The organism is Streptomyces sp. NPDC001714 (genome assembly GCF_042892755.1).
In the GTDB taxonomy this organism is placed as follows: Bacteria; Actinomycetota; Actinomycetes; order Streptomycetales; family Streptomycetaceae; genus Streptomyces.
This window is the reverse complement of the sequence record NZ_JBIAUL010000002.1, coordinates 839,403-857,212: the sequence shown is the minus strand read 5'-3', so window position 1 is coordinate 857,212 and position 17,810 is coordinate 839,403. Positions and strand designations below refer to the sequence as shown.

15 protein-coding genes and 2 pseudogenes are annotated in these 17,810 nt (G+C 73.4%); 13 read left to right on the top strand and 4 right to left on the bottom strand.

Annotation, left to right across the window (positions count from 1 at the left end; translation table 11 throughout):
• Window positions 1-121: 121 nt before the first annotated feature.
• On the top strand, window positions 122-1,012 hold the full coding sequence (locus tag ACFY0P_RS08355; RefSeq protein WP_388908647.1) for a universal stress protein: 891 nt from the start codon (window positions 122-124) through the stop codon (window positions 1,010-1,012).
• A 147-nt stretch (window positions 1,013-1,159) separates the two neighbouring features.
• On the opposite strand, the gene ACFY0P_RS08350 is transcribed toward ACFY0P_RS08355, so the two are convergent.
• Both ACFY0P_RS08350 and ACFY0P_RS08345 read right to left on the bottom strand, forming a co-directional pair.
• On the bottom strand, window positions 1,160-2,185 hold the full coding sequence (locus ACFY0P_RS08350; RefSeq protein WP_388908645.1) for a 6-phosphofructokinase: 1,026 nt from the start codon (window positions 2,183-2,185) through the stop codon (window positions 1,160-1,162).
• A 440-nt stretch (window positions 2,186-2,625) separates the two neighbouring features.
• Entirely contained in the window at window positions 2,626-3,357 is a 732-nt protein-coding gene (locus ACFY0P_RS08345) for a CBS domain-containing protein (protein ID WP_388908643.1), read from the bottom strand.
• Window positions 3,358-3,689: 332 nt separating this feature from the next.
• Here ACFY0P_RS08345 and ACFY0P_RS08340 point away from each other — a divergent pair, with 332 nt between their 5' ends.
• From ACFY0P_RS08340 to ACFY0P_RS08300, 9 genes and pseudogenes are all read left to right on the top strand, one after another.
• Complete coding sequence (locus tag ACFY0P_RS08340) at window positions 3,690-4,679, top strand: Acg family FMN-binding oxidoreductase (RefSeq protein WP_388908641.1); 990 nt, start codon at window positions 3,690-3,692, stop codon at window positions 4,677-4,679.
• A gap of 748 nt (window positions 4,680-5,427) precedes the next feature.
• Window positions 5,428-7,749 carry a heavy metal translocating P-type ATPase gene (locus tag ACFY0P_RS08335; protein ID WP_388908639.1) on the top strand — a complete coding sequence of 774 codons (2,322 nt, stop codon included), beginning with the start codon at window positions 5,428-5,430 and terminating at the stop codon, window positions 7,747-7,749.
• 223 nt (window positions 7,750-7,972) lie between these two features.
• Window positions 7,973-8,134 carry a hypothetical protein gene (locus ACFY0P_RS08330; RefSeq protein ID WP_388908637.1) on the top strand — a complete coding sequence of 54 codons (162 nt, stop codon included), beginning with the start codon at window positions 7,973-7,975 and terminating at the stop codon, window positions 8,132-8,134.
• Window positions 8,131-8,301 carry a hypothetical protein gene (locus ACFY0P_RS08325; protein WP_388908635.1) on the top strand — a complete coding sequence of 57 codons (171 nt, stop codon included), beginning with the start codon at window positions 8,131-8,133 and terminating at the stop codon, window positions 8,299-8,301. The genes ACFY0P_RS08330 and ACFY0P_RS08325 overlap by 4 nt, the downstream gene beginning before the upstream one ends.
• A gap of 92 nt (window positions 8,302-8,393) precedes the next feature.
• Complete coding sequence (locus ACFY0P_RS08320) at window positions 8,394-8,951, top strand: universal stress protein (protein ID WP_388908633.1); 558 nt, start codon at window positions 8,394-8,396, stop codon at window positions 8,949-8,951.
• A gap of 225 nt (window positions 8,952-9,176) precedes the next feature.
• Window positions 9,177-10,067 carry a universal stress protein gene (locus ACFY0P_RS08315; RefSeq protein ID WP_388908631.1) on the top strand — a complete coding sequence of 297 codons (891 nt, stop codon included), beginning with the start codon at window positions 9,177-9,179 and terminating at the stop codon, window positions 10,065-10,067.
• Window positions 10,068-10,284: 217 nt separating this feature from the next.
• Entirely contained in the window at window positions 10,285-10,617 is a 333-nt protein-coding gene (locus ACFY0P_RS08310) for a hypothetical protein (protein WP_388908629.1), read from the top strand.
• 118 nt (window positions 10,618-10,735) lie between these two features.
• A pseudogene (gene porA, locus ACFY0P_RS08305) lies at window positions 10,736-11,023 on the top strand (pyruvate ferredoxin oxidoreductase); the annotation flags it as partial.
• Between the two features lie 77 nt (window positions 11,024-11,100).
• The gene (locus tag ACFY0P_RS08300; RefSeq protein WP_388908627.1) at window positions 11,101-12,501 is read left to right on the top strand and encodes an NAD(P)-binding protein; all 1,401 of its coding nucleotides are present in this window, start codon (window positions 11,101-11,103) and stop codon (window positions 12,499-12,501) included.
• 386 nt (window positions 12,502-12,887) lie between these two features.
• On the opposite strand, the gene ACFY0P_RS08295 is transcribed toward ACFY0P_RS08300, so the two are convergent.
• Together ACFY0P_RS08295 and ACFY0P_RS08290 are read right to left on the bottom strand one after the other, a co-directional pair.
• Window positions 12,888-13,514 (bottom strand): hypothetical protein, encoded by a 627-nt coding sequence (locus ACFY0P_RS08295; RefSeq protein WP_388908625.1) that lies wholly within the window; start codon window positions 13,512-13,514, stop codon window positions 12,888-12,890.
• Window positions 13,515-14,190: 676 nt separating this feature from the next.
• Window positions 14,191-14,319 (bottom strand): annotated as a pseudogene (locus tag ACFY0P_RS08290) (hypothetical protein); the annotation flags it as partial.
• 169 nt (window positions 14,320-14,488) lie between these two features.
• Here ACFY0P_RS08290 and ACFY0P_RS08285 point away from each other — a divergent pair.
• From ACFY0P_RS08285 to ACFY0P_RS08275, 3 genes are all read left to right on the top strand, one after another.
• The gene (locus ACFY0P_RS08285; RefSeq protein WP_388908623.1) at window positions 14,489-15,931 is read left to right on the top strand and encodes a M1 family metallopeptidase; all 1,443 of its coding nucleotides are present in this window, start codon (window positions 14,489-14,491) and stop codon (window positions 15,929-15,931) included.
• Between the two features lie 106 nt (window positions 15,932-16,037).
• A complete protein-coding gene (locus ACFY0P_RS08280) occupies window positions 16,038-16,490 on the top strand; it encodes a hypothetical protein (protein WP_388908621.1) in 453 nt (150 codons plus the stop codon).
• A 275-nt stretch (window positions 16,491-16,765) separates the two neighbouring features.
• A complete protein-coding gene (locus ACFY0P_RS08275; protein WP_388908619.1) occupies window positions 16,766-17,590 on the top strand; it encodes a DUF1684 domain-containing protein in 825 nt (274 codons plus the stop codon).
• Window positions 17,591-17,810 lie beyond the last annotated feature (220 nt).

Sequence of the window (17,810 nt, the reverse complement as noted above, 5' to 3'; positions counted from 1 at the left end):
CTTCGTCGAGGCCGAACGGCCCACGGGCGGGCGAACGTCTCGTCTGCCAGGACTTTCGAGGGCCCCGCCGTGGAACGGTGGAGGAGCACGTCGACGGGCCCGGCGCGCGAAGGAGGACACGATGAGTCACCCCGTACTGGCCGGTGTCGACGGATCCGAGCACAGCCTCGCCGCGGCCGAGTGGGCGGCGCGGGAGGCGGTGCTGCGGGGTGTTCCCCTGCGCATCGTGCACGCCGCTCCGCCGCTTCCCGGCGATGTGGTTCCCGTCCAGGCCGGGGAGACGCTGCGCCGGGTGGGCGAACGCATCGTTCAGGGCGTGATCGCCGACCTGGGCACCCGCCACCCGGATCTGCGGGTGCGCGGCGCGCAGAGCGCCGAAGCCCCGGCCGAAGCTCTGCTGTCGGCGGCGCGCGATGCCGGGCTGCTCGTGGTCGGGGCACGGGGCTCCGGGGGCTTCAACGGCCTTGCGGTCGGATCGGTGGCCCTTCGGGTGGCGGCCGCGGCCGACTGCCCCGTCGTGGTGGTGCCCGGACGGCGGCCCGGCGGTTTCGGGAACGGCACGCGGTCGGCGAGCGCCGTCCCTCAAGTGGTGGTGGGTTTCGACGCGCATCGACCGGTCGACGAGGTGGCGGACTTCGCGTTCGGGGCGGCCCGGACCCGCGGAGCGGTGCTCCGGGTGGTGCAGGCATGGGCTTTTCCCGCCGAGGCCGTGTCGCCCCGGACGCTGTTCGTGACCGAGGAGGACCGCGCCACCTGGGAGGACCAGGAGGTCCTGCGGTTGTCCGACGCCCTGCGCACCCGGCAGGAGAAGTACCCGGAGGTCGCGGTCCGCCCTGACGTCGTCCTCCTCCATCCCGCGGAGGCGCTTCTGAACACCTCCCGCGGAGCCGACCTGCTGGTCGTGGGCCGCGGTGCCGGCCGAGGCGGGGGCGAGGGCCGGCTGGGACCGGTCACGCACGCCGTGGTGCACCACGCCGACTGCCCGGTGACGGTCGTACCGCACGACGGCTGACACCGCGCGGGGGACTGGTCGAGGAACACCGACGCCCGCCGGCATCAACCGTGAAATGCCGGTCGGCGGCCGGGCTGCGGCCGTTGCCGGGGCGCTCGCAGGACACCTCGCACCGGCGCTCGGACCGGTCGCGGAACTCCTCGGACGTCAGCCGAAGAACACCCCGAACTCGTCGTACAGCGATGGATCGACCATCTTCGTCGTCGCCTCGGCGCCGGGGATCGGGACCCGGACGATCCGGGTGCCGCTCAGGGCGACCATCGTCCCGAAGGCGCCGTCCTTGACCGCGTCGACCGCGTGCAGTCCGAAGCGGGTGGCCAGCCACCGGTCGAAGGCGCTCGGCGTGCCACCGCGCTGGACGTGGCCGAGCACCGTCGTGCGGGCGTCCGTGCCGGTGCGCTCCGAGATCTCCCGGGCCAGCCAGTCGCCGATCCCTGACAGCCGCACATGGCCGTACTCGTCCAGTGACCGGTCCTTGAGGACCATCTGCCCCTCCTTGGGCACGGCCCCCTCGGCGGTGACGACGATCGGCGCGTAGTGGAACTCGAAGCGGCTCTTCACCCACGCACAGACCTGATCGATGTCGAACGGCCGTTCGGGGATCAGGATCACGTTGGCACCGCCCGCGACCCCGGCGTGCAGGGCGATCCAACCGGAGTGCCGCCCCATCACCTCCACCACCAGGGTGCGCATGTGCGACTCGGCGGTGGTGTGCAGACGGTCGATGGCCTCGGTCGCGATGCCCACGGCCGTGTCGAAGCCGAACGTGTAGTCGGTGCCGGGCACGTCGTTGTCGATGGTCTTCGGCACACCGACGATCGAGATCCCCTGGCGGCTCAGCTCGGCGGCGGCGCCCAGCGTGTCCTCGCCACCGATCGCGACGAGGGCGTCGATGCCGTGCGCGGCCAGGGTGTCCTGGATGCGGCGCACGCCGTCCTCGTGCTTGAACGGGTTCGTGCGGGACGACCCGAGGATGGTTCCGCCGCGCGGGAGGATCCCCCGCACCTCGGGGATGCCCAGCGGCACCACGTCTCCCCGCAGCGCGCCGAGCCAGCCGTCCCGCAGGCCGGCGAACTCGAAACCGTACTCCTGGACGCCCTTGCGGACGACGCTGCGGATCACGGCGTTGAGACCGGGACAGTCACCGCCACCGGTCAGCACTCCTACCTTCATGGTTCCCTCCCCCTCTGTTGCGTGGGTGAGGTTCTCTGTCGATCGTGAGATCCATTCTGGGCGACGGCGCTCTCGACGGCGACTCGCTCCGGGGCCGGATGCCGGGAGACATCCCAGCCGCCTTCCCGTGTCGGCGTGGACCTCGAAACCGCGGTCGTGCCCCACCTCCGCGAAGAACCAGGCCGGACGTTGTGCGGCGAGGGCGCCAGGGAGGCGGCCCGGGCCAGGTGCAGAGCCGCGTGGCCGGGGTTGGGGTACGGGGTCCGGTATGCCGTGGTCATGGTCGACACCGCCTTTCGGGAATCCTCCGTCACCAGCCTTCCCGGCCCGGCTCCCCCGTTGGCATGGGCCGTCCGGCCCCGCGCCCGGTCCGGGTGTCCCTGCGCCGCACACGTACGGTCAGGACAGCGCGATACGGCCGCGCTGATGCCGTACCGCCGTCACAGCCGGCGCAGCCAGTCGTCGGTCACGCCGTGGAAAGGCTGCTCCTCGGGCCGCAGCCGGGAGTCGTCCAGGCGGTAGGTGAGCTTGTCGACGACGGCGACGACGCCGTCCACCCGGCCGGTCATGGAGACGGCGATCTCCATGTCGCTCCTGCGTTCCAGCTGCCCGGAGAGCGTCACCACACCCTCGGTCACGGAGACGTGGACACCGCCCCTGGGCACCCACAGCCCGCGCACCAGCACCTCCTCGGTCACCTCCTCGCGGATCTCCGAGTCCGGGCGCAGAAAGACCTTCAGCAGGTCGCCGCGGGTGACGATGCCGACGAGCCGGTCCTCCTCGTCGACGACCGGCAGCCGCTCCACATGATGCTCCGCCATGATCCGGGCCGCCGCGACGACGGTCTCGTCGGCGTGGACAGTGACCGGCGGCACGCTCATCAGCCGGTTCGCGGCAAGGGCCCTGGCCTTGGCGGCCCGCCGCCGGCCTCCCGGCGTCAGGCTCGCGAGCCGGTGGCGCTTCGCGGGCAGCCAGGGGTCCGGGGTCTCGGCCTGACGGAACATCAGATCCGTTTCGGAGACGACCCCGACGACCCTGTCACCCCCGTCGACCACCGGTACTCCGCTGATGTGGCGCTCGCCGAGCAGGCGGGCCACCTCCTTGAACGGGGTGCCACGCTCGGCACGGACGACCTCCGTGGTCATCACGGAGCCGACCTTCCGGTGCTTCATGATCGCGCCTCCTCCGACTCGACTCCTGGTGAATTCATCGCACTTCAAGCGTCCTGAGGAACGGGCCGCGCTCCTATGGGCTGTCCGGCGGCAACTCGGGCCGGTCGGCCCCGAGTACACAGCGGGCGGGCAGCCGACGGGCCCAACATGTCCGCGGACGGGGTGGGTTGATTAGCGGGCTGCTCCGCCGTATCCCGCCCGGCGGGACGCCGGGCCGTGCGGGAGGGCACCCGGGCCTTTCGGCCCCTCCCCGCCGGGCTCCCGGAAGCCCACGCTGGACAGGTCGTCCGAAGGTCCGACGCCGACCCGGCGCCGGGCGGGGAGGAGACCTCATGCCGACCGTGCTCCTCGAGCGCACGACCCTGGAGAAGCTGCTCTCGGCGGCCGGGGCCGCGCCCTCGATCCACAACACCCAGCCATGGTGGTTCCGGCTCGCCCCGGACCCGGACACGCTGGAGATCCGCGCTGCCGTCGGCCGCACCCTGCACCGCGCCGACCCGACCGGGCGGGCCCTGCACGTGTCCGTCGGCTGCGCGCTGCTCAACCTGCGGGTCGCGGTGGCGCACCGCGGGTGGGAGCCGGTCACCCGGCTGCTGCCCCGGCCCGGCGAGCCGGACCTGCTGGCCACCGTACGCATCGGCAGCCCGGTACGGTTCCCGGTCCACCCACGGCTCTCCGACGCCGTGTGGCGCCGCCACAGCAGCCGGCTGCCGCTCGCCGGCCGGCCACTGCCCGCCGCGCTGTACGCCGAACTGGCCGAGACCGCGCACGCGGAGGGGGCTCTGCTCAGCCTGCCGGACCCCGACGAGAGCGACCGTTTGCTGCGTCTGACCTGGGAGGCCGAGCACCGCAACCGGATGGATGCCGCGCGGGCGCTGGAGAGCCGACGCTGGGTCCAGGAGCCGGACGGCTCGGGCCTCGGTATACCCCCTGAGGCGATCGGGCCGCAGGACCACCGGGAGCGCCTCCCCATGCGGGACTTCGGCGCCCACCGCCGTCCCGCCGTGCTGTCCGCCCGCTCCTTCGAGGCGCGCCCGGTCCTCGCCGTCCTCTCCACCGCGCACGACCGGCGCACCGACTGGCTGCGGGCGGGGCAGGCCCTGGAACGCGTCCTGCTGCTGGCCACCGCGCACGGCGTCCGCACGTCGCTGCTGCACCAGGCGCTGGAGTGGCCCGACCTGCGCGCACAGCTCACCCGGGTCCCGGACGACGGACGGGTGCACGCCCAGATGCTGATCCGCCTGGGCTACGGGCCCGACGGACCCGCGTCACCACGGCGACAGACGTCTCAGACGCTGGAGGGACACGACCCGGAGGGCTGAGGCCGGGACGGCCGTGGCCCGGTCGGCCGGCCCGTAGCCGTGCCACGCGGCAGGAGGTTGCGGGGCGGTCCGGCGGGCGCGTCGCCCGGCCTCGGCGAGCATGCCCTTCACCCGGTCGCGCAGCCCTCCGCCGTCCGCATCCCATAACGCGGCCTCGGAGAAGGCGTCCCCCACGGGCGAGGCGGGGCGTGTGCCGGCCGGAGTCCCCCCGCGTGCCGGTCGCCGACCTCCCTCGCCACGATCTCCACCGCGAACCGGCTCGACGGCGAGCCGTCCGCTTCCGCCACCATCCGCCACGACCGGACCGTTCGTGGCAGCCCTCCCCCTCCCCTTGTCAGCGGGTCCTGTCCTGTTGCCGGCGGGTCCTGCCCTGGCCGCCGGGAACGGCAGCGGTCTGCGGCCGGGCGGCCGCGCCACGCCGAACGAATGTCAGCGTCTGTCTGACCGGCCCCGCCCGCACTGGGCCGTACGGTCCCAGCAGCGCACCGACCGGCCCTCCCCCGCCGCCTGTGCGGACGCGGAGGCTGGGATCGGAGTCAACGCGCGGCGCCCCTGCCCCGGCCGTCGCGCCGACACCGGAGGTGGACGTCATGACCGGTTCCGCGTTCGCCGACTTCGACGGATTCCACGGGTTCCGGTCCGTTCGAACCGCCCTCCGCCCGCGCGGCCCGCGCCGCGCGGGCCGCGCCCCCGGTCACCGTCGTCCCACACGGCTGACGGCCTGTGGTCGCCCCAGCGAGGACCGCCCATGAACCACGCACTGAGAAACAGGCCGATCCGGCTCCCGGGAACCGAACCGGCTCTGCTGGCGGTCACGACCGCCGCACTCACGGCAGGCGCCGTCGCCTGGCTGCTCGGCGCCCGTGACCTCGCCGACCTCTGCTGGGGTCTCGGCACGGTCGCCGCCGTCGTCCCCGCCGCCACCTGGGTGCTGGAGGCCCTGCGCCGCGGGCAGACGGGGGTGGACCTGATCGCAGTGGTGGCCCTCGGCGGCACACTGGCCGTCGGCGAGTACCTGGCCGGGGCGCTGATCGCGCTGATGCTCGCCACCGGCCGCACCCTGGAGTCGGTGGCACAGCGGCGCGCCTCCCGGGACCTGCGCGCCCTGCTGGAACACGCGCCCCGTACCGCACGGCGCCGCACCGGCGCCGAGGTGCGTACCGTGCCGTCGGCCGACGTCGTGCCCGGTGACCTGCTGGTGGTCGGCCCCGGCGAGGTCGTCCCGGTCGACGGCCGTGTCGCCGGCGACACGGCGGTGCTGGACGAGTCGGTGCTCACCGGTGAGCCGTTGACCGTGCGACGCCCGGCCGGCGAGCCGGTACGCAGCGGTGTCGTGAACGCCGGCGGTGCGTTCGAGGTGCGCGCCACGGCGACCGAGCGGGACAGCACGTATGCCGGGATCGTACGGCTGGCCCGGCAGGCCGGTGCCGAGTCCGCGCCGGTCGTCCGGCTGGCGGACCGGTACGCGGGCTGGTTCCTGCCGCTGTCCCTGGTGGCCGCGGGACTGGCCTGGCTGGTCTCCGGTTCCGCGGTGCGCGCGGTGGCGGTCCTCGTGGTCGCCACGCCCTGCCCGCTGCTGCTGGCGGCTCCGGTGGCCGTCGTCTCCGGTCTGTCGCGGACCTCGCGGCTCGGTGTGGTGGTCCGGGACGGCGGGGCACTGGAGGCACTGGGCCGGGCCCGGACCCTGCTCCTGGACAAGACCGGCACCCTCACCGAGGGCCGGCCCAAGGTCCTGGACGTGATCGCCGCGCCCGGCTGGCAATCCAGCCAGGTGCTGCGGCTGGCCGCCTCGGTCGACCAGTACTCACCGCACGTGCTGGCCCAGGCGGTGGTGGATGCGGCCCGTGAGCGGGGGTTGCGGCTGTCCGTGCCGGCGGACGTGTCCGAGGAACCCGGCCGGGGCGCGGTCGGCACGCTCGCCGACCGGCGGATGGCGGTCGGCCGTCTCGACTCCCCTGCCGAGTCCCCTGCCGAGAGACCGGACTGGGTCAGTGCGGTGGACAACCGGGCCCTGCTCGACGGCGCGGCCGTCGCCTGGCTGAGCGTCGACGGCCGTCCCGTCGGTGCCGTACTGCTGCACGACCCGGTGCGACCCGACGCACCGCGCACCCTGCGCCGGCTGCGCACGGTGGGCGTGGAACGGCTCGTGATGCTCACCGGCGACCGGCCCGAACCCGCCCTGGAGGTCGGTGCCGTGCTCGGCCTCGACGAGGTGCGCGCCGGGCTCACCCCGGCCGACAAGGTCGCCGTGGTCCGCGCGGAACGCGCCCGGGCGGTCACCGTGATGGTGGGCGACGGCGTGAACGACGCCCCGGCCCTCGCGGCGGCCGACATCGGCGTGGCCATGGGGGCCCGCGGCGCCACGGCGTCCTCGGAGGCCGCCGGCATCGTGCTGACCACCGACCGGGTGGACCGCCTGGCCGACGCGGTCGCCGTCGCCGTACGGTCGCGGCGTATCGCGGTGCAGAGCGCGCTCGGCGGGATGGCGCTGTCGCTGGTCGCGATGGCCGCGGCCGCCGTCGGTCTGCTCCCGCCGGCCCTCGGCGCGCTCGTCCAGGAGGGGATCGACGTCGTGGTGATTCTCAACGCCCTGCGGGCGCTGGGCGACGACCGGGCCGCGCGACCCGTTCTCCGGCCCTCCACGGAGGCCCTCATCCACCGCTTCGCGGCCGAGCACGACGACCTGCGGGACGTGCTGGAGGCCGTACGGTCCGCCGCCGACCGCCTCGCCGCCGGCGCCGGACCGGACTCCCTCGCGGCGGTGGCGGAGGTCCACCGGCTGCTCACCGAACGGCTGCTGCCGCACGAGTACGCGGAGGAGCACGAGCTCTACCCGGCGCTCGCCCCCGCCCTGGGCGGCCCGGAGGCCACCGCCACGATGAGCCGCGCCCATGCCGAGATCGAACGCCTCGCCCGCCGCATCGCCACCCACCTCGCACTCGCCGGTACGGCCGGGCCCCTGGCCCCGGAGCAACTCGACGACCTGCGGGCCAGTCTGTACGGGCTGCACACCGTGCTGCGCCTGCACTTCACCCAGGAAGAGGAGAACTACTTCTCACTCGCGCCATGAGGCGATGACGTGATCACCCAGGGGCGCCGCCGGGGCACTGCGACACCGGCTGACGGCGGCGCCGCGGGGATGGCGCACATGACTGGGCCGATCGGCCGGTTCATCTGCCCATCGAGCCTCTGGGCCGGCCGACGTACGTGCGGGAGCCTGCGGTGAGCCCTCCCGTCCCGTTCCGACGTCGACCAGACCCGGCATCCGGACCGGGCGTTCCGAGGAGGGCGGCATGGTTCCACTCATCCTGATCGGCGCGGCCGTGCCGGACCCGGCCCTGGTGTTCGGCCACAGCTCGTTCGTCGTCGGCTTCGTCCTGATGGCGGTCGGCGTTGTCGGTCTCATGGCGGTCCGGCCTCCGCCGTGGCTCTGCTGTTCGAGGTCGAGGGTGTGACCGCCGCGACACGCGACGTCGGCTGGGCGGTCCCGGCGTTCACCGGTGCGGTCGTGGGGCTGGTGCCGAAAGCCCCGTGGTTCAACAGGGGGCTGACGCCCGGTCTGCTGCCGGGCACCGGTGCGATCTCCGCGGTGCTCACTTTCGGGCCCGGAGCGCATGGCTGAACCGCCCCTTGCCAAGGGCCCGTTCGGCACCGGACGGGATCCCCTCGGCCCAGGCAGCGCGCAACGGATCGCGGGCACTGTGGGAGTACGGCATGTCGAGGCAGGCCGCCATGGAAGAAGAGCCCGGCAACATCATCGTGGTGGGTGTCGACGGCTCCGAGCCATCCTTGGCCGCACTGCGGTGGGCGGCCGAACAGGCCCGTTCGGTGCACGCGGACGTGGTGGCCGTACACGCCTGGGAACCGGCCGGCGCCCGGTTCGCCCCGTACGCCCCCGCACCGGTCCGGCCGACCGCCACCGAGCAGCGTGCCGAGGCCGCCAGGGTGCTCGCCGCGGCGGTGCGGGAGGTCTTCGGCCCGCGGGCCGGCCGGTCGATACGGGCCGTCGTGGTGGAGGGACCGCCCTCGCGGGTGCTGCCGGCGCGGGCGAGCGGAGCGCCGCTGCTCGCACTGGGGAGCAGGGCGCACCCCCAGCAGGAACTGCCCGCACTCGGCGCGGTCGGCCGTGCCTGTGTGCGCTGTGCCACGGTTCCCGTCGTCATGGTGCCTGTCACGCCGGACCCGGCCGTGTCGTCGGCGGCCGTACCGGAGCCTGGGCGGCAGGGGGCCGGGGGGTCGGCGCGCGCACGGCGGCCCGTGCGCGCCGGTTGAGCCGGACCGCGTCGAGTTCGTCCATACCGTCCGCTTCTCGTCCGCACGCCGGACGACTGCCGGGGCGAGGGGAGAGCCACCTGGTTCGCCCCGGGGCGGTGCGGGACGTTCGGCCCGCTCCCGGGGCCGGGCAGCCCCTGTCCCGGCCGGCGTCCCGCGGAGACGCTGGTGGCAGGGAGCCCGCACCACCCGGACGCGGGCGCGGATCCAAGAGAGGTGAGGATCGTGCTTCGCCCTGTGGTCGTAGGACTGGACGGATCTCGGGAGAGCCTCACCGCCGCCGACTGGGCGGCTCGCGAGGCCCTGCGTCGCGGCCTGCCGCTGCGCCTGGTGCATGCGGCCGAGGTACCGGCCGCCGGAGAGTCGGAACTGCCGGAGCTCTCGGTACCGCGCCACTGGGCCCGGCGGATCATGCGCGACGCCATGGACCAGATCAACGAGCGGTATCCGCAGCTGTACCTCAGCGCGGAGCAGGTTCCCCTGCCCGCCGCCGAGTCGCTCGTCATCGCGGGCGACACCGGGGAGTTGCTGGTGCTCGGCAGCCGGGCGTTCAGCGGGTTCGGCGGGTTCCTGGCCGGATCGGTGGCGCTGCAGACGGTGACCCGTGTGGAACGGCCCGTCGTGCTCGTCCGTGCCGATCAGACCGCCGAGGACGAGCACACCCCGGACGCGGAGGGGCGCCCGTCGGCCGACACCCCTTGCCGTGCCGTGGTCGTAGGCGTCGACGCGATGCGGCCCGCCGAGCAGGTGCTCGCGTTCGCGTTCGAGAGCGCGACCCTGCGCGGCGCGCCCCTGCGGGCGGTGTACGCCTGGCGGCTGCCACTGGTGCGGGCCGCCGCGGAGTCCGGGGCGCACGAGGCGGAGGAGGCCGCGGCCCGGCAGGCCCTTGCCTCGGCACTCGCCCCGTGGCGGGAGAAGTTCCCCACCGTGGAGGTCGTCGAGCAGGCGGAGGAGGGGCATCCGGCGCAGCGGCTGCTGTGCGCCGTGCAGGACGCCGGTCTCCTGGCCGTCGGCCGCCGGATCCGTCCGGCCCGGCTGGGCCCGCACACCGGGCCCGTGGCGCACGCCGTCATGCACCACGTGCGCTGCCCGGTCGCGATCGTGCCGCACGAGTGAGTTCCCCCGGGCCGGGGCGTCGCAGGGCACGGGTCCGCTCCGACGCCGCGGCCCGGCCCACGTCTTCGGAGAGTGCTGTGTTCCAGGTTCGTATTCACGGCCGTGGCGGCCTGGGGCCGTCACGGCCGCGGAGCTGCTGTCGGTGGCCGCGTTCGTGGAGGGCCGGTAGGCGCAGGCGTTCCCGAGCTTCGGCTCGGAACGGACGGGGGCGCCGGTGATGGCGTTCTGCCGGATCGACGACCGTCCGATCCGCGTCCGCGAGCCGGTCACCCGGCCCGACGCGCTGGTGGTCCAGGACGCGACGCTGCCGCACCAGGTGAACGTCTTCGAGGGACTGCGGCCATGGGGGTCCCCCGCTCGAGCGGAGCCGAGAGTGGGGGGGACCCGGTCCTGGTCAACTCCCCCCGCGGTGCGGACGACCTGGGCCTGGGCACGCTCACGGGGCTCGTCGTCGCCGTCCCCGCCACCGCGCTCGCGCTGCGTCATGTCGGCCGTCCGGTGCCCGGGGCCGTCCTGCTCGGCGGCCTCGCGGCCCTCACCGGCTGCGTGACGATCGACTCCCTGGCCGCCGCCGTCCAGGACCGTCCCCGGCCCAGTCGAGGAGGTCAACGCGGACGCGGCCCGGGAGGCGTACGACCACGTCAGGATCGTCCGGGAGGAGCCGGCCCATGCCGAAGCAGACTGAGGGGTCACGGGCGGTCGCCGAGACCGTGGCGTGCTGTCGTCCCGAGGTGATCGCCGCCTACCCCATCTCGCCGCAGACCCACATCGTGGAGGAGCTCAGCCGCCTGGTGAAGGCGGGTGCGCTGCGGCCCTGCGAGTACGTCAACGTCGAGTCGGAGTTCGCGGCGATGTCCCTGTGCATCGGCGCATCGGCGGCCGGCGCCCGCGCCTACACGGCTACCGCCGGCCAGGGGCTGCTGTACATGGTGGAGGCCCTGTACAACGCTTCCGGGCTCGGCCTGCCGATCGTGATGACGGTCGCCAACCCGGCGATCGGTGCGCCCATCAACATAACCCGCTGCCCGCCGCGATGGGCCGGGTCTGCCACCACCCGTGCGAGACCGCCTGCAACCGCGTCCAGGTGGACAACGCCGTCGGCATCAACGCCGTCGAGCGCTTCCTCGGCGACGAGGCGATCCGGCGCGGCTGGACGATCGAGGCACCCCCGGTGACCTCCGGCAAGAAGGTCCTCGTGGTCGGCTCCGGCCCCGCCGGACCGTCGGCCGCCTACCATCTGCGACGGCTGGGCCACGAAGTGACGATCCGCGAGGCTCAGGCCAGGCCGGGCGGCATGATGCGCTACGGCATCCCGCACAACCGCCTGCCCCGGGAGGTTCTGGACGCGGAGATCGACCGGATCCTCACGCTCGGAGTCACACTGGAGACCGGCACCCGCGTCGACGACGTCCTCGCCGCGCAGCGGGACGGCGGCTTCGACGCCGTGTTCCTGGCCGCGGGCGCGGGCATCGGCCGCCGTACCTACATCCCGGCGGGCGACAGCGCGCGCCTCCTGGACGCGGTCGCGCTGCTGAGCGGCATGGAAGGCGAGGGTCCGCCGCTCCTCGGCCGCAGGGTCGCGGTGTACGGGGGCGGGAACACCGCCCTGAACGCGGCCCGCACCGCCCGCCGGCTCGGCGCGACCGACGCGGTGGTGGTCCACCGGCGCACCCGGGACCGGATGCCCGCGCACGACGCCGAGGTCGCCGAGGCGCTGGAGGAGGGCGTGCGGACGAAGTGGCTGTCCACCATCGCGCACGCCGACGACGGCCGGATCACCGTCGAGCGGATGGAGCTGGACGAGACCGGATTCCCGCAACCCACCGGGGAGTTCGAGGAACTGGAGGCGGACACGGTGGTGCTCGCGCTCGGCCAGGACTCCGACCTGTCGCTGCTCGCGGAGGCACCGGACCTGCACGTCGACCACGGGACGGTCGAGGTCGCGGACGGGCTGATGACGGGGCATCAAGAAATCTCCGCCGGGGGTGACATGGCGCCGGCCAACCACACCGTCACGGTTGCCGTGGGGCACGGCAAGAGGGCGGCACGGCACATCGACGCGTATCTGCGCGGGACGTCGTACGAACCCGGGCCCGAGCACCCGCCGGCCGATGGCGCGCGCCTCAACACCTCGTACTACTCGGACGCACCCGCCACGGTGCGGCCCCTGCTCGAACTGGCCCGCCGCGTCTCGACGTTCGACGAGGTGGTGCAGGGGCTCGACGAGTCGACCGCGCTCTTCGAGGCCCGGCGCTGCATGTCGTGCGGCAACTGCCTCGAGTGCGACAACTGCTACGGCGTCTTTCCCGACAACGCGATCACCAAGCTGGGTCCCGGCAAGGGGTTCGCGATCGACGTCGACTACCGCAAAGGGTGCGGGCTGTGCGCGGCCGAGTGCCCGTGCGTGGCGATCGACATGGTGCCCGAGGAGTGAGCGCGCAGAGGCACGACACGGGCCGCTGCGGCTCAGGACGTCATGGGAGCGGCCAGGGCGGGATCTCCGCGGGCGGACGGCTGCTCCTGCTGCCGTCGGCATCTCCACGGTGCCCTGGTACGCCCCGGACACGGCGCTCCGCGCGTCGGACATCGTTCCCCGCACCGGCGCGGCAGGCCCGACCGGCAGCACGTGACACGACACGGACGCGAGGACCGGGGCCGGCCCGTCGTCGGCAGACGGCGAGCGACGCAGCGGCCGCGCCGTCGCCCTCGGATCATCTCTGCCTGCTCGTCCTCCGCAACGGCTGACGCGGTGTTCGGCCGTCGGCCACAACACGGCAGGCCCCTTCCTGGGCCTGCCGTGTTTGTGTGTGTTCCGGAGGGTCAGAGCAGCCAGCGGTTGCGGCTGACGAAGGGCAGCCGCGCCCAGACCTTGCCCAGGCCCCAGACCGTGCCGGCGCCCGCGGCCGCGAGGGCGATGAGGACGACGGCGTAGATGAGGTGGTAGTCGGCGAACGGGTTGGTGGACATGCTCGCCGAGCCGTCCGAGAGATGCTTGGCCGGCGGCCATTCGGCGATCCACATGAACGCCATCATCAGGGTGCCGGCGAGAGCGGCGACGCGAAGGCCGATGCCCGCGATCAGCGCGAGACCGATGCCGAGCAGGCCGAGCATGAACAGCCAGTCCGCCCAGCCCTGTCCGGCCCAGTCGTGGAACGTCGACTCCATCGGGCCGGCGGCGACACCGCTCAGGAAGCCCTTGGTGGGCGAACCGCCGTCGATCCAGCCCTTGCCGGACGGAGTGGCATAGCCGAAGCCGAACGTCTTGTCCAGGAACGCCCACAGGAAGACGAACCCGGTCACCAGGCGGAGCCCGGCGAGCGCGTACGCGCTGGTCGCCGTCGCCGCCGCGGTCGTCGCCTCGCCGGACTCGGACACCGTCCCGGCCCTGCGCAGGGACGGGAGGTGGAACCCCAGGTGCCGACGGGGGTGGTCGTGGTGGACTGCCATGATGGTCATCCCTTCCAAGGGGTGGTGCGCGGGGATCTGACGACTCTCGTTGCGCCTTCAATGTCCCGCTGCCGTGCCCGCTCCGCAGGGGGCCGCCCCGCCCGCCTCACAGGGCCGAACGTCCCGCTCCGCGAGGGATGTTGAGGCCCCGTCAGCCGCTGACGGGGACAAGCAGCACCGGGCAGTGGGAGCGGTGCGGCAGGGTGTGCGCGACAGGGCCGAGGTGCCGACATGGCCTTGAAGCCCTTCTCGGCGGGCTGGCGGCGCACGGCTCCGACGTCAGTGCCGAGGTGGGCACCGTGGTCGACGGCCTTGGTTCGGTAACCGGTGTCCGCCCAGGCCTTGGGGACGTCGGGATGAGCTTTGGCGATGTTCGAAAGCAGGTGAATCCACCGGCGTTCCGGAGACGCCGGCGTCGCTCACCCAGACGGCCAAAAGCAGGCCGAGGGTGACGAAGCCTGATGCGGCACTTGCGGACCTGCTTCCCGCCGTCCCCGCCGCGGGGGGCGGCCGGCAACGGCCGGACGGCCGCCCACTCCGCGCCCGTCATATCCGACGGATGCCTGCGCGCCCGGTCCGGATGATCGGCCGCGCCGCCGTAGCCTCCGGGAACTGCCCGGAATCGATCGCACTCCCGAGCTACCAGGACGCCCTGTCCTAATATGACTGTCGACAGAGTGCCGTAGGAGGTGGAGAACGTCTGCGCGTTGTCGGGATGCTTGTGCAGCAGGTAGCCGAGGTCGGTCGCGGGGCGTTCGGGGGTGCCGGTGGTGGTGATGGTCAGGAACGCGTGGCCAGGCCTCATGGAAGGGGATGAACTGCGAATGGGTTGAACCGGGATCCTTACCGTGCGCCAACGTACAGCGAACATCCCCTGCGTACCCTGGCATTTTCGCCGCCCAAGCGGAGCCGACCTCCCCTCTTCGCGCGGGCCTGTGTCGGCCGTGGGGAACCCTGTGACAAGATCCGCTGGCATGTCGTCTGCCATGCCTTCGTTGCCTTCGTTGCCTTCGTCGCCCACGGGCCCCTCAAGAACCGGTCGCCGTCTGCTGGTCGCCCTGCTCGCGCTGCTCGCGACAGCAGGCTCCACCGTGGCCGAGGCCGGCACGCCGTCCGGCCCGGCGCCCGGCGCCGCGGTGAGAGCGGCCGAACCCGCGACGCCCGACCGCCCCAGCTACGACGTGAAGCTGCGCGCCGACGCCGACGGCTCCCACTGGGCGGGCCGGCAGACGGTGTCCTTCCGCAACGCCTCCAGCCGGCCCCTGCGTGAGGTGTACATACGCCTGTGGGGCAATGGCGAGGACGGCTGCGGGACATCCGGAAGACCGTCCCCCGTCCGCGTCTCCCACGTGCGCGGCGGCACTCCGGGCCGCCCCGGCGTGAAGTGCACGGCGCTGCGCATCGCTCTGCCGAGGCCGCTCGCACGCGGTGAACGGACGGCCGTCTCCTTCGACGTGGCCCTCACCGTGCCCGCACGCAACAACCGCTTCGGCCGCGAAGGCGCGTTCCGCTTCCTGGGCAACGCGCTGCCGGTCCTCGCCGTGCACGACGCGAGGGGGTGGCACCTCGATCCGTATGTGTCGTACGGCGAGAGCTTCTACACCCTGGCGAGCGACTTCCGGGTGCGCCTCGACCACCCGTCCGCCCTCAAGGTCCCGGCGACCGGCAGCACATGGACCCGACCCGGCGGTACCGGGCGTACGGTCACCCACAGCGTCGCCAAGCGGGTGCGGGACTTCGCATGGGCGGCGGGCCCGTTCCGCACCGCGACCCAGACCTCGCCCGACGGCGTGCGCGTGAAGTCGTACTGGTCGCCGAACACGCCCGCCGCCGGTGTCCGCCTCAACCGCAAGGACGGCGTCGCCGCCATCGACCGGTTCGGCAGGGAGTTCGGCCGCTATCCGTACGGCGAGATAGACCTCGTGATGACCCCCGGGTTCGCCGGCGGCATGGAGTACCCCGGCCTGGTCATCCTCGGCACCGAGGAGGAGGGCGGCGCCACCGTCCATGAGATCGCCCACCAGTGGTGGTACGGCGTCGTGGGCAACGACGAGTACAACTCACCCTGGCTGGACGAGAGTTTCGCTCAGTACGCCAACGCGCGCTACTACCGCTGGAACGGGTTCGAGTGCTCGCCGGACGACTCCTGGCCGAGCGCCACCGCCGCGCTCACCAACTCGATGGCCTACTGGTCTACACACCGTGGCGAGTACTTCCAGGTCGTGTACGGGATCGGCCCCTGCGTCCTGGCCGACCTGGAGCACGTCCTCGGGGCCGGCACCATGGCGCGCCTCATCAAGAAGTACGCCCACGACCACTGGTACGGCGTCTCCACCACCGTCGACTTCAAGAAGGCCGCACAGTCGATGACGCACAGGGACCTCGGCCCCTTCTGGCGGGAGCACCGCATCCGCTGAAGTCGCACTCCGCTCGCGGGTGACGGGCGTACCCCGTCGGCGCCACGATGACGGTGACCGACGGCGTACGCGGGCAGGGCGGCGTCGTTCCGGCGGTGCATCCGGGTTGAAGGGGCTTCACAAGACGCGGGCCACCGCGCACGGCCGCGACGAGATCCGCCGGATCAAGGCCGCCGCCGTCGCCGGGATCGCGTTCCCACACGCGGTGCAGGCCGTCCAGATCGTGCGCCGCCGACGGATCGTCACCACCGGCAAGGTCACCCTGGAACGCATCTACGCGGTGACCGACCTGACCGCGGAGCAGGCCGACGCAACCGAGATCGCCCGCCGCGTCCGCGGCCACCGGGGCATCGAGAACAAGATCCACCACGCCAGGGACACCACGTACGCCAAGGACGCCTCCCGCGTACGCACCGGCACCGCTCCACGTGCCACGGCATCCCTGCGCAACCTGGCCATCGGCGCTCTCCGACTCGCCAACCAGAGGAACATCGCCGCTGGACTCCGCCACCACACCCGCGGCGCCAACCGTCCACTGATCACCCTCGGCATCATGTGATCAACCAGGACACATCACCTGAACGACGCGGCCCCGCCCCAGGCGGGCCAGCGCTGTCCATGACGCCGGATGGTCCGCGTCCGTGAACCTGCGACCGCTCCTGGACCCCGCGTCCTGAAGCTTCGGGCCGGAGCCCGGCGTCCGGCTCCGGGACCCGGGCTCCTGTGACACATGACTGACAAGAAGCTGTCACACGCGGACCGGAATGCCGGTTCGTCCGCCCCCGTTCTGACAGGCACGGCTGTTGCAGAGCCCCGCCCGACGAAAGAGGACGCATGACGACTGAGGCCACCACCACGGATCTCCAGGTCTTCACCGAGAGCTGGCAGGACTGGCACCGCGCCCAGGAAGCCCGGATCTCCGCTCCGCACGGGTTCCTGGCCATCACCGGGCTGCACTGGCTCGACGACCGCCCGCAGCGCTTCCCCGACGCCCCCGGCGCCTGGCGCACCGGCCCCGACGGGGTCGTCGTCGCCCTGGACGACGGTGAGGAGCTGGTCGTCGACGGGACGCCGGTGCGGGGCGAGCACCGCTTCGGCGTGCTTCCCGAGCGCAGCAGTGTCGAAGCGGTGTGGGGCGACGCGGTCATCGAGGTCGCCAAGCGCGGCGGGAACGACATCGTGCGGCCCCGGCACCCGGACGCCCCGCTGCGCACCGCCTTCACCGGAACGCCCGCCTACGTCCCCGACCCGCGCTGGGCCGTGACGGGCCGGTACGTCCCCTTCGACGAGCCGCGGCCGACCACCGTGGGCGCCGCGGTGGAGGGACTCGAGCACGTCTACGACGCCCCGGGCCGGATCGAGTTCGAGCTGGCGGGACGGCAGCTGTCCCTGACCGCGTTCCCCGGACACGGTCCGGGCGGGCTGATGGTGCTGTTCACCGACGCGACCTCCGGGGTCACCACATACGCCGCCAACCGGTCCCTGACCGTCGGACCGCCCGCCGCCGACGGCACGGTGGTCCTGGACTTCAACCGCGCCGCGAACCTGCCGTGCGCCTACACGGACCTGGCCACCTGCCCGCTGCCCCCGGCCGAGAACCGGCTGCCGGTGGCGGTCGAGGCCGGGCAGAGGATCCCGCGCGAGCGCGGCGGGTCCTGACCCTGACGGCAGGGCCGTGCGCGCATGATCCACAGGGCTCCATGGCGCATGGCCGAGCGTTCCCAGGAAAGCGTGCCGGAGGACGGCCGGCGCCCGCCGCGGGCGGGTCCGGTGCGGCCGGCCCCCGCGGGACTGAGCGCTCGGTCCGCCGGGACGTGCCGCGGCAGGCCGTCCGTCGGCTGCTGCACCGTGGTGGCTTGTCGCGCAGTTCCCCGCGCCC

Excerpts from the sequence above, each read along its gene's own strand:
- ACFY0P_RS08285 (WP_388908623.1), top strand. The coding sequence starts at position 14,489 with ATGTCGTCTGCCATGCCTTCGTTGCCTTCGTTGCCTTCGTCGCCCACG.
- ACFY0P_RS08330 (WP_388908637.1), top strand. The coding sequence starts at position 7,973 with ATGGTTCCACTCATCCTGATCGGCGCGGCCGTGCCGGACCCGGCCCTG.
- ACFY0P_RS08295 (WP_388908625.1), bottom strand. The coding sequence starts at position 13,514 with ATGGCAGTCCACCACGACCACCCCCGTCGGCACCTGGGGTTCCACCTC.
- ACFY0P_RS08300 (WP_388908627.1), top strand. The coding sequence starts at position 11,101 with ATGGGCCGGGTCTGCCACCACCCGTGCGAGACCGCCTGCAACCGCGTC.
- ACFY0P_RS08275 (WP_388908619.1), top strand. The coding sequence starts at position 16,766 with ATGACGACTGAGGCCACCACCACGGATCTCCAGGTCTTCACCGAGAGC.
- ACFY0P_RS08335 (WP_388908639.1), top strand. The coding sequence starts at position 5,428 with ATGAACCACGCACTGAGAAACAGGCCGATCCGGCTCCCGGGAACCGAA.
- ACFY0P_RS08350 (WP_388908645.1), bottom strand. The coding sequence starts at position 2,185 with ATGAAGGTAGGAGTGCTGACCGGTGGCGGTGACTGTCCCGGTCTCAAC.
- ACFY0P_RS08320 (WP_388908633.1), top strand. The coding sequence starts at position 8,394 with ATGTCGAGGCAGGCCGCCATGGAAGAAGAGCCCGGCAACATCATCGTG.
- ACFY0P_RS08355 (WP_388908647.1), top strand. The coding sequence starts at position 122 with ATGAGTCACCCCGTACTGGCCGGTGTCGACGGATCCGAGCACAGCCTC.
- ACFY0P_RS08340 (WP_388908641.1), top strand. The coding sequence starts at position 3,690 with ATGCCGACCGTGCTCCTCGAGCGCACGACCCTGGAGAAGCTGCTCTCG.
- ACFY0P_RS08310 (WP_388908629.1), top strand. The coding sequence starts at position 10,285 with ATGGCGTTCTGCCGGATCGACGACCGTCCGATCCGCGTCCGCGAGCCG.
- ACFY0P_RS08345 (WP_388908643.1), bottom strand. The coding sequence starts at position 3,357 with ATGAAGCACCGGAAGGTCGGCTCCGTGATGACCACGGAGGTCGTCCGT.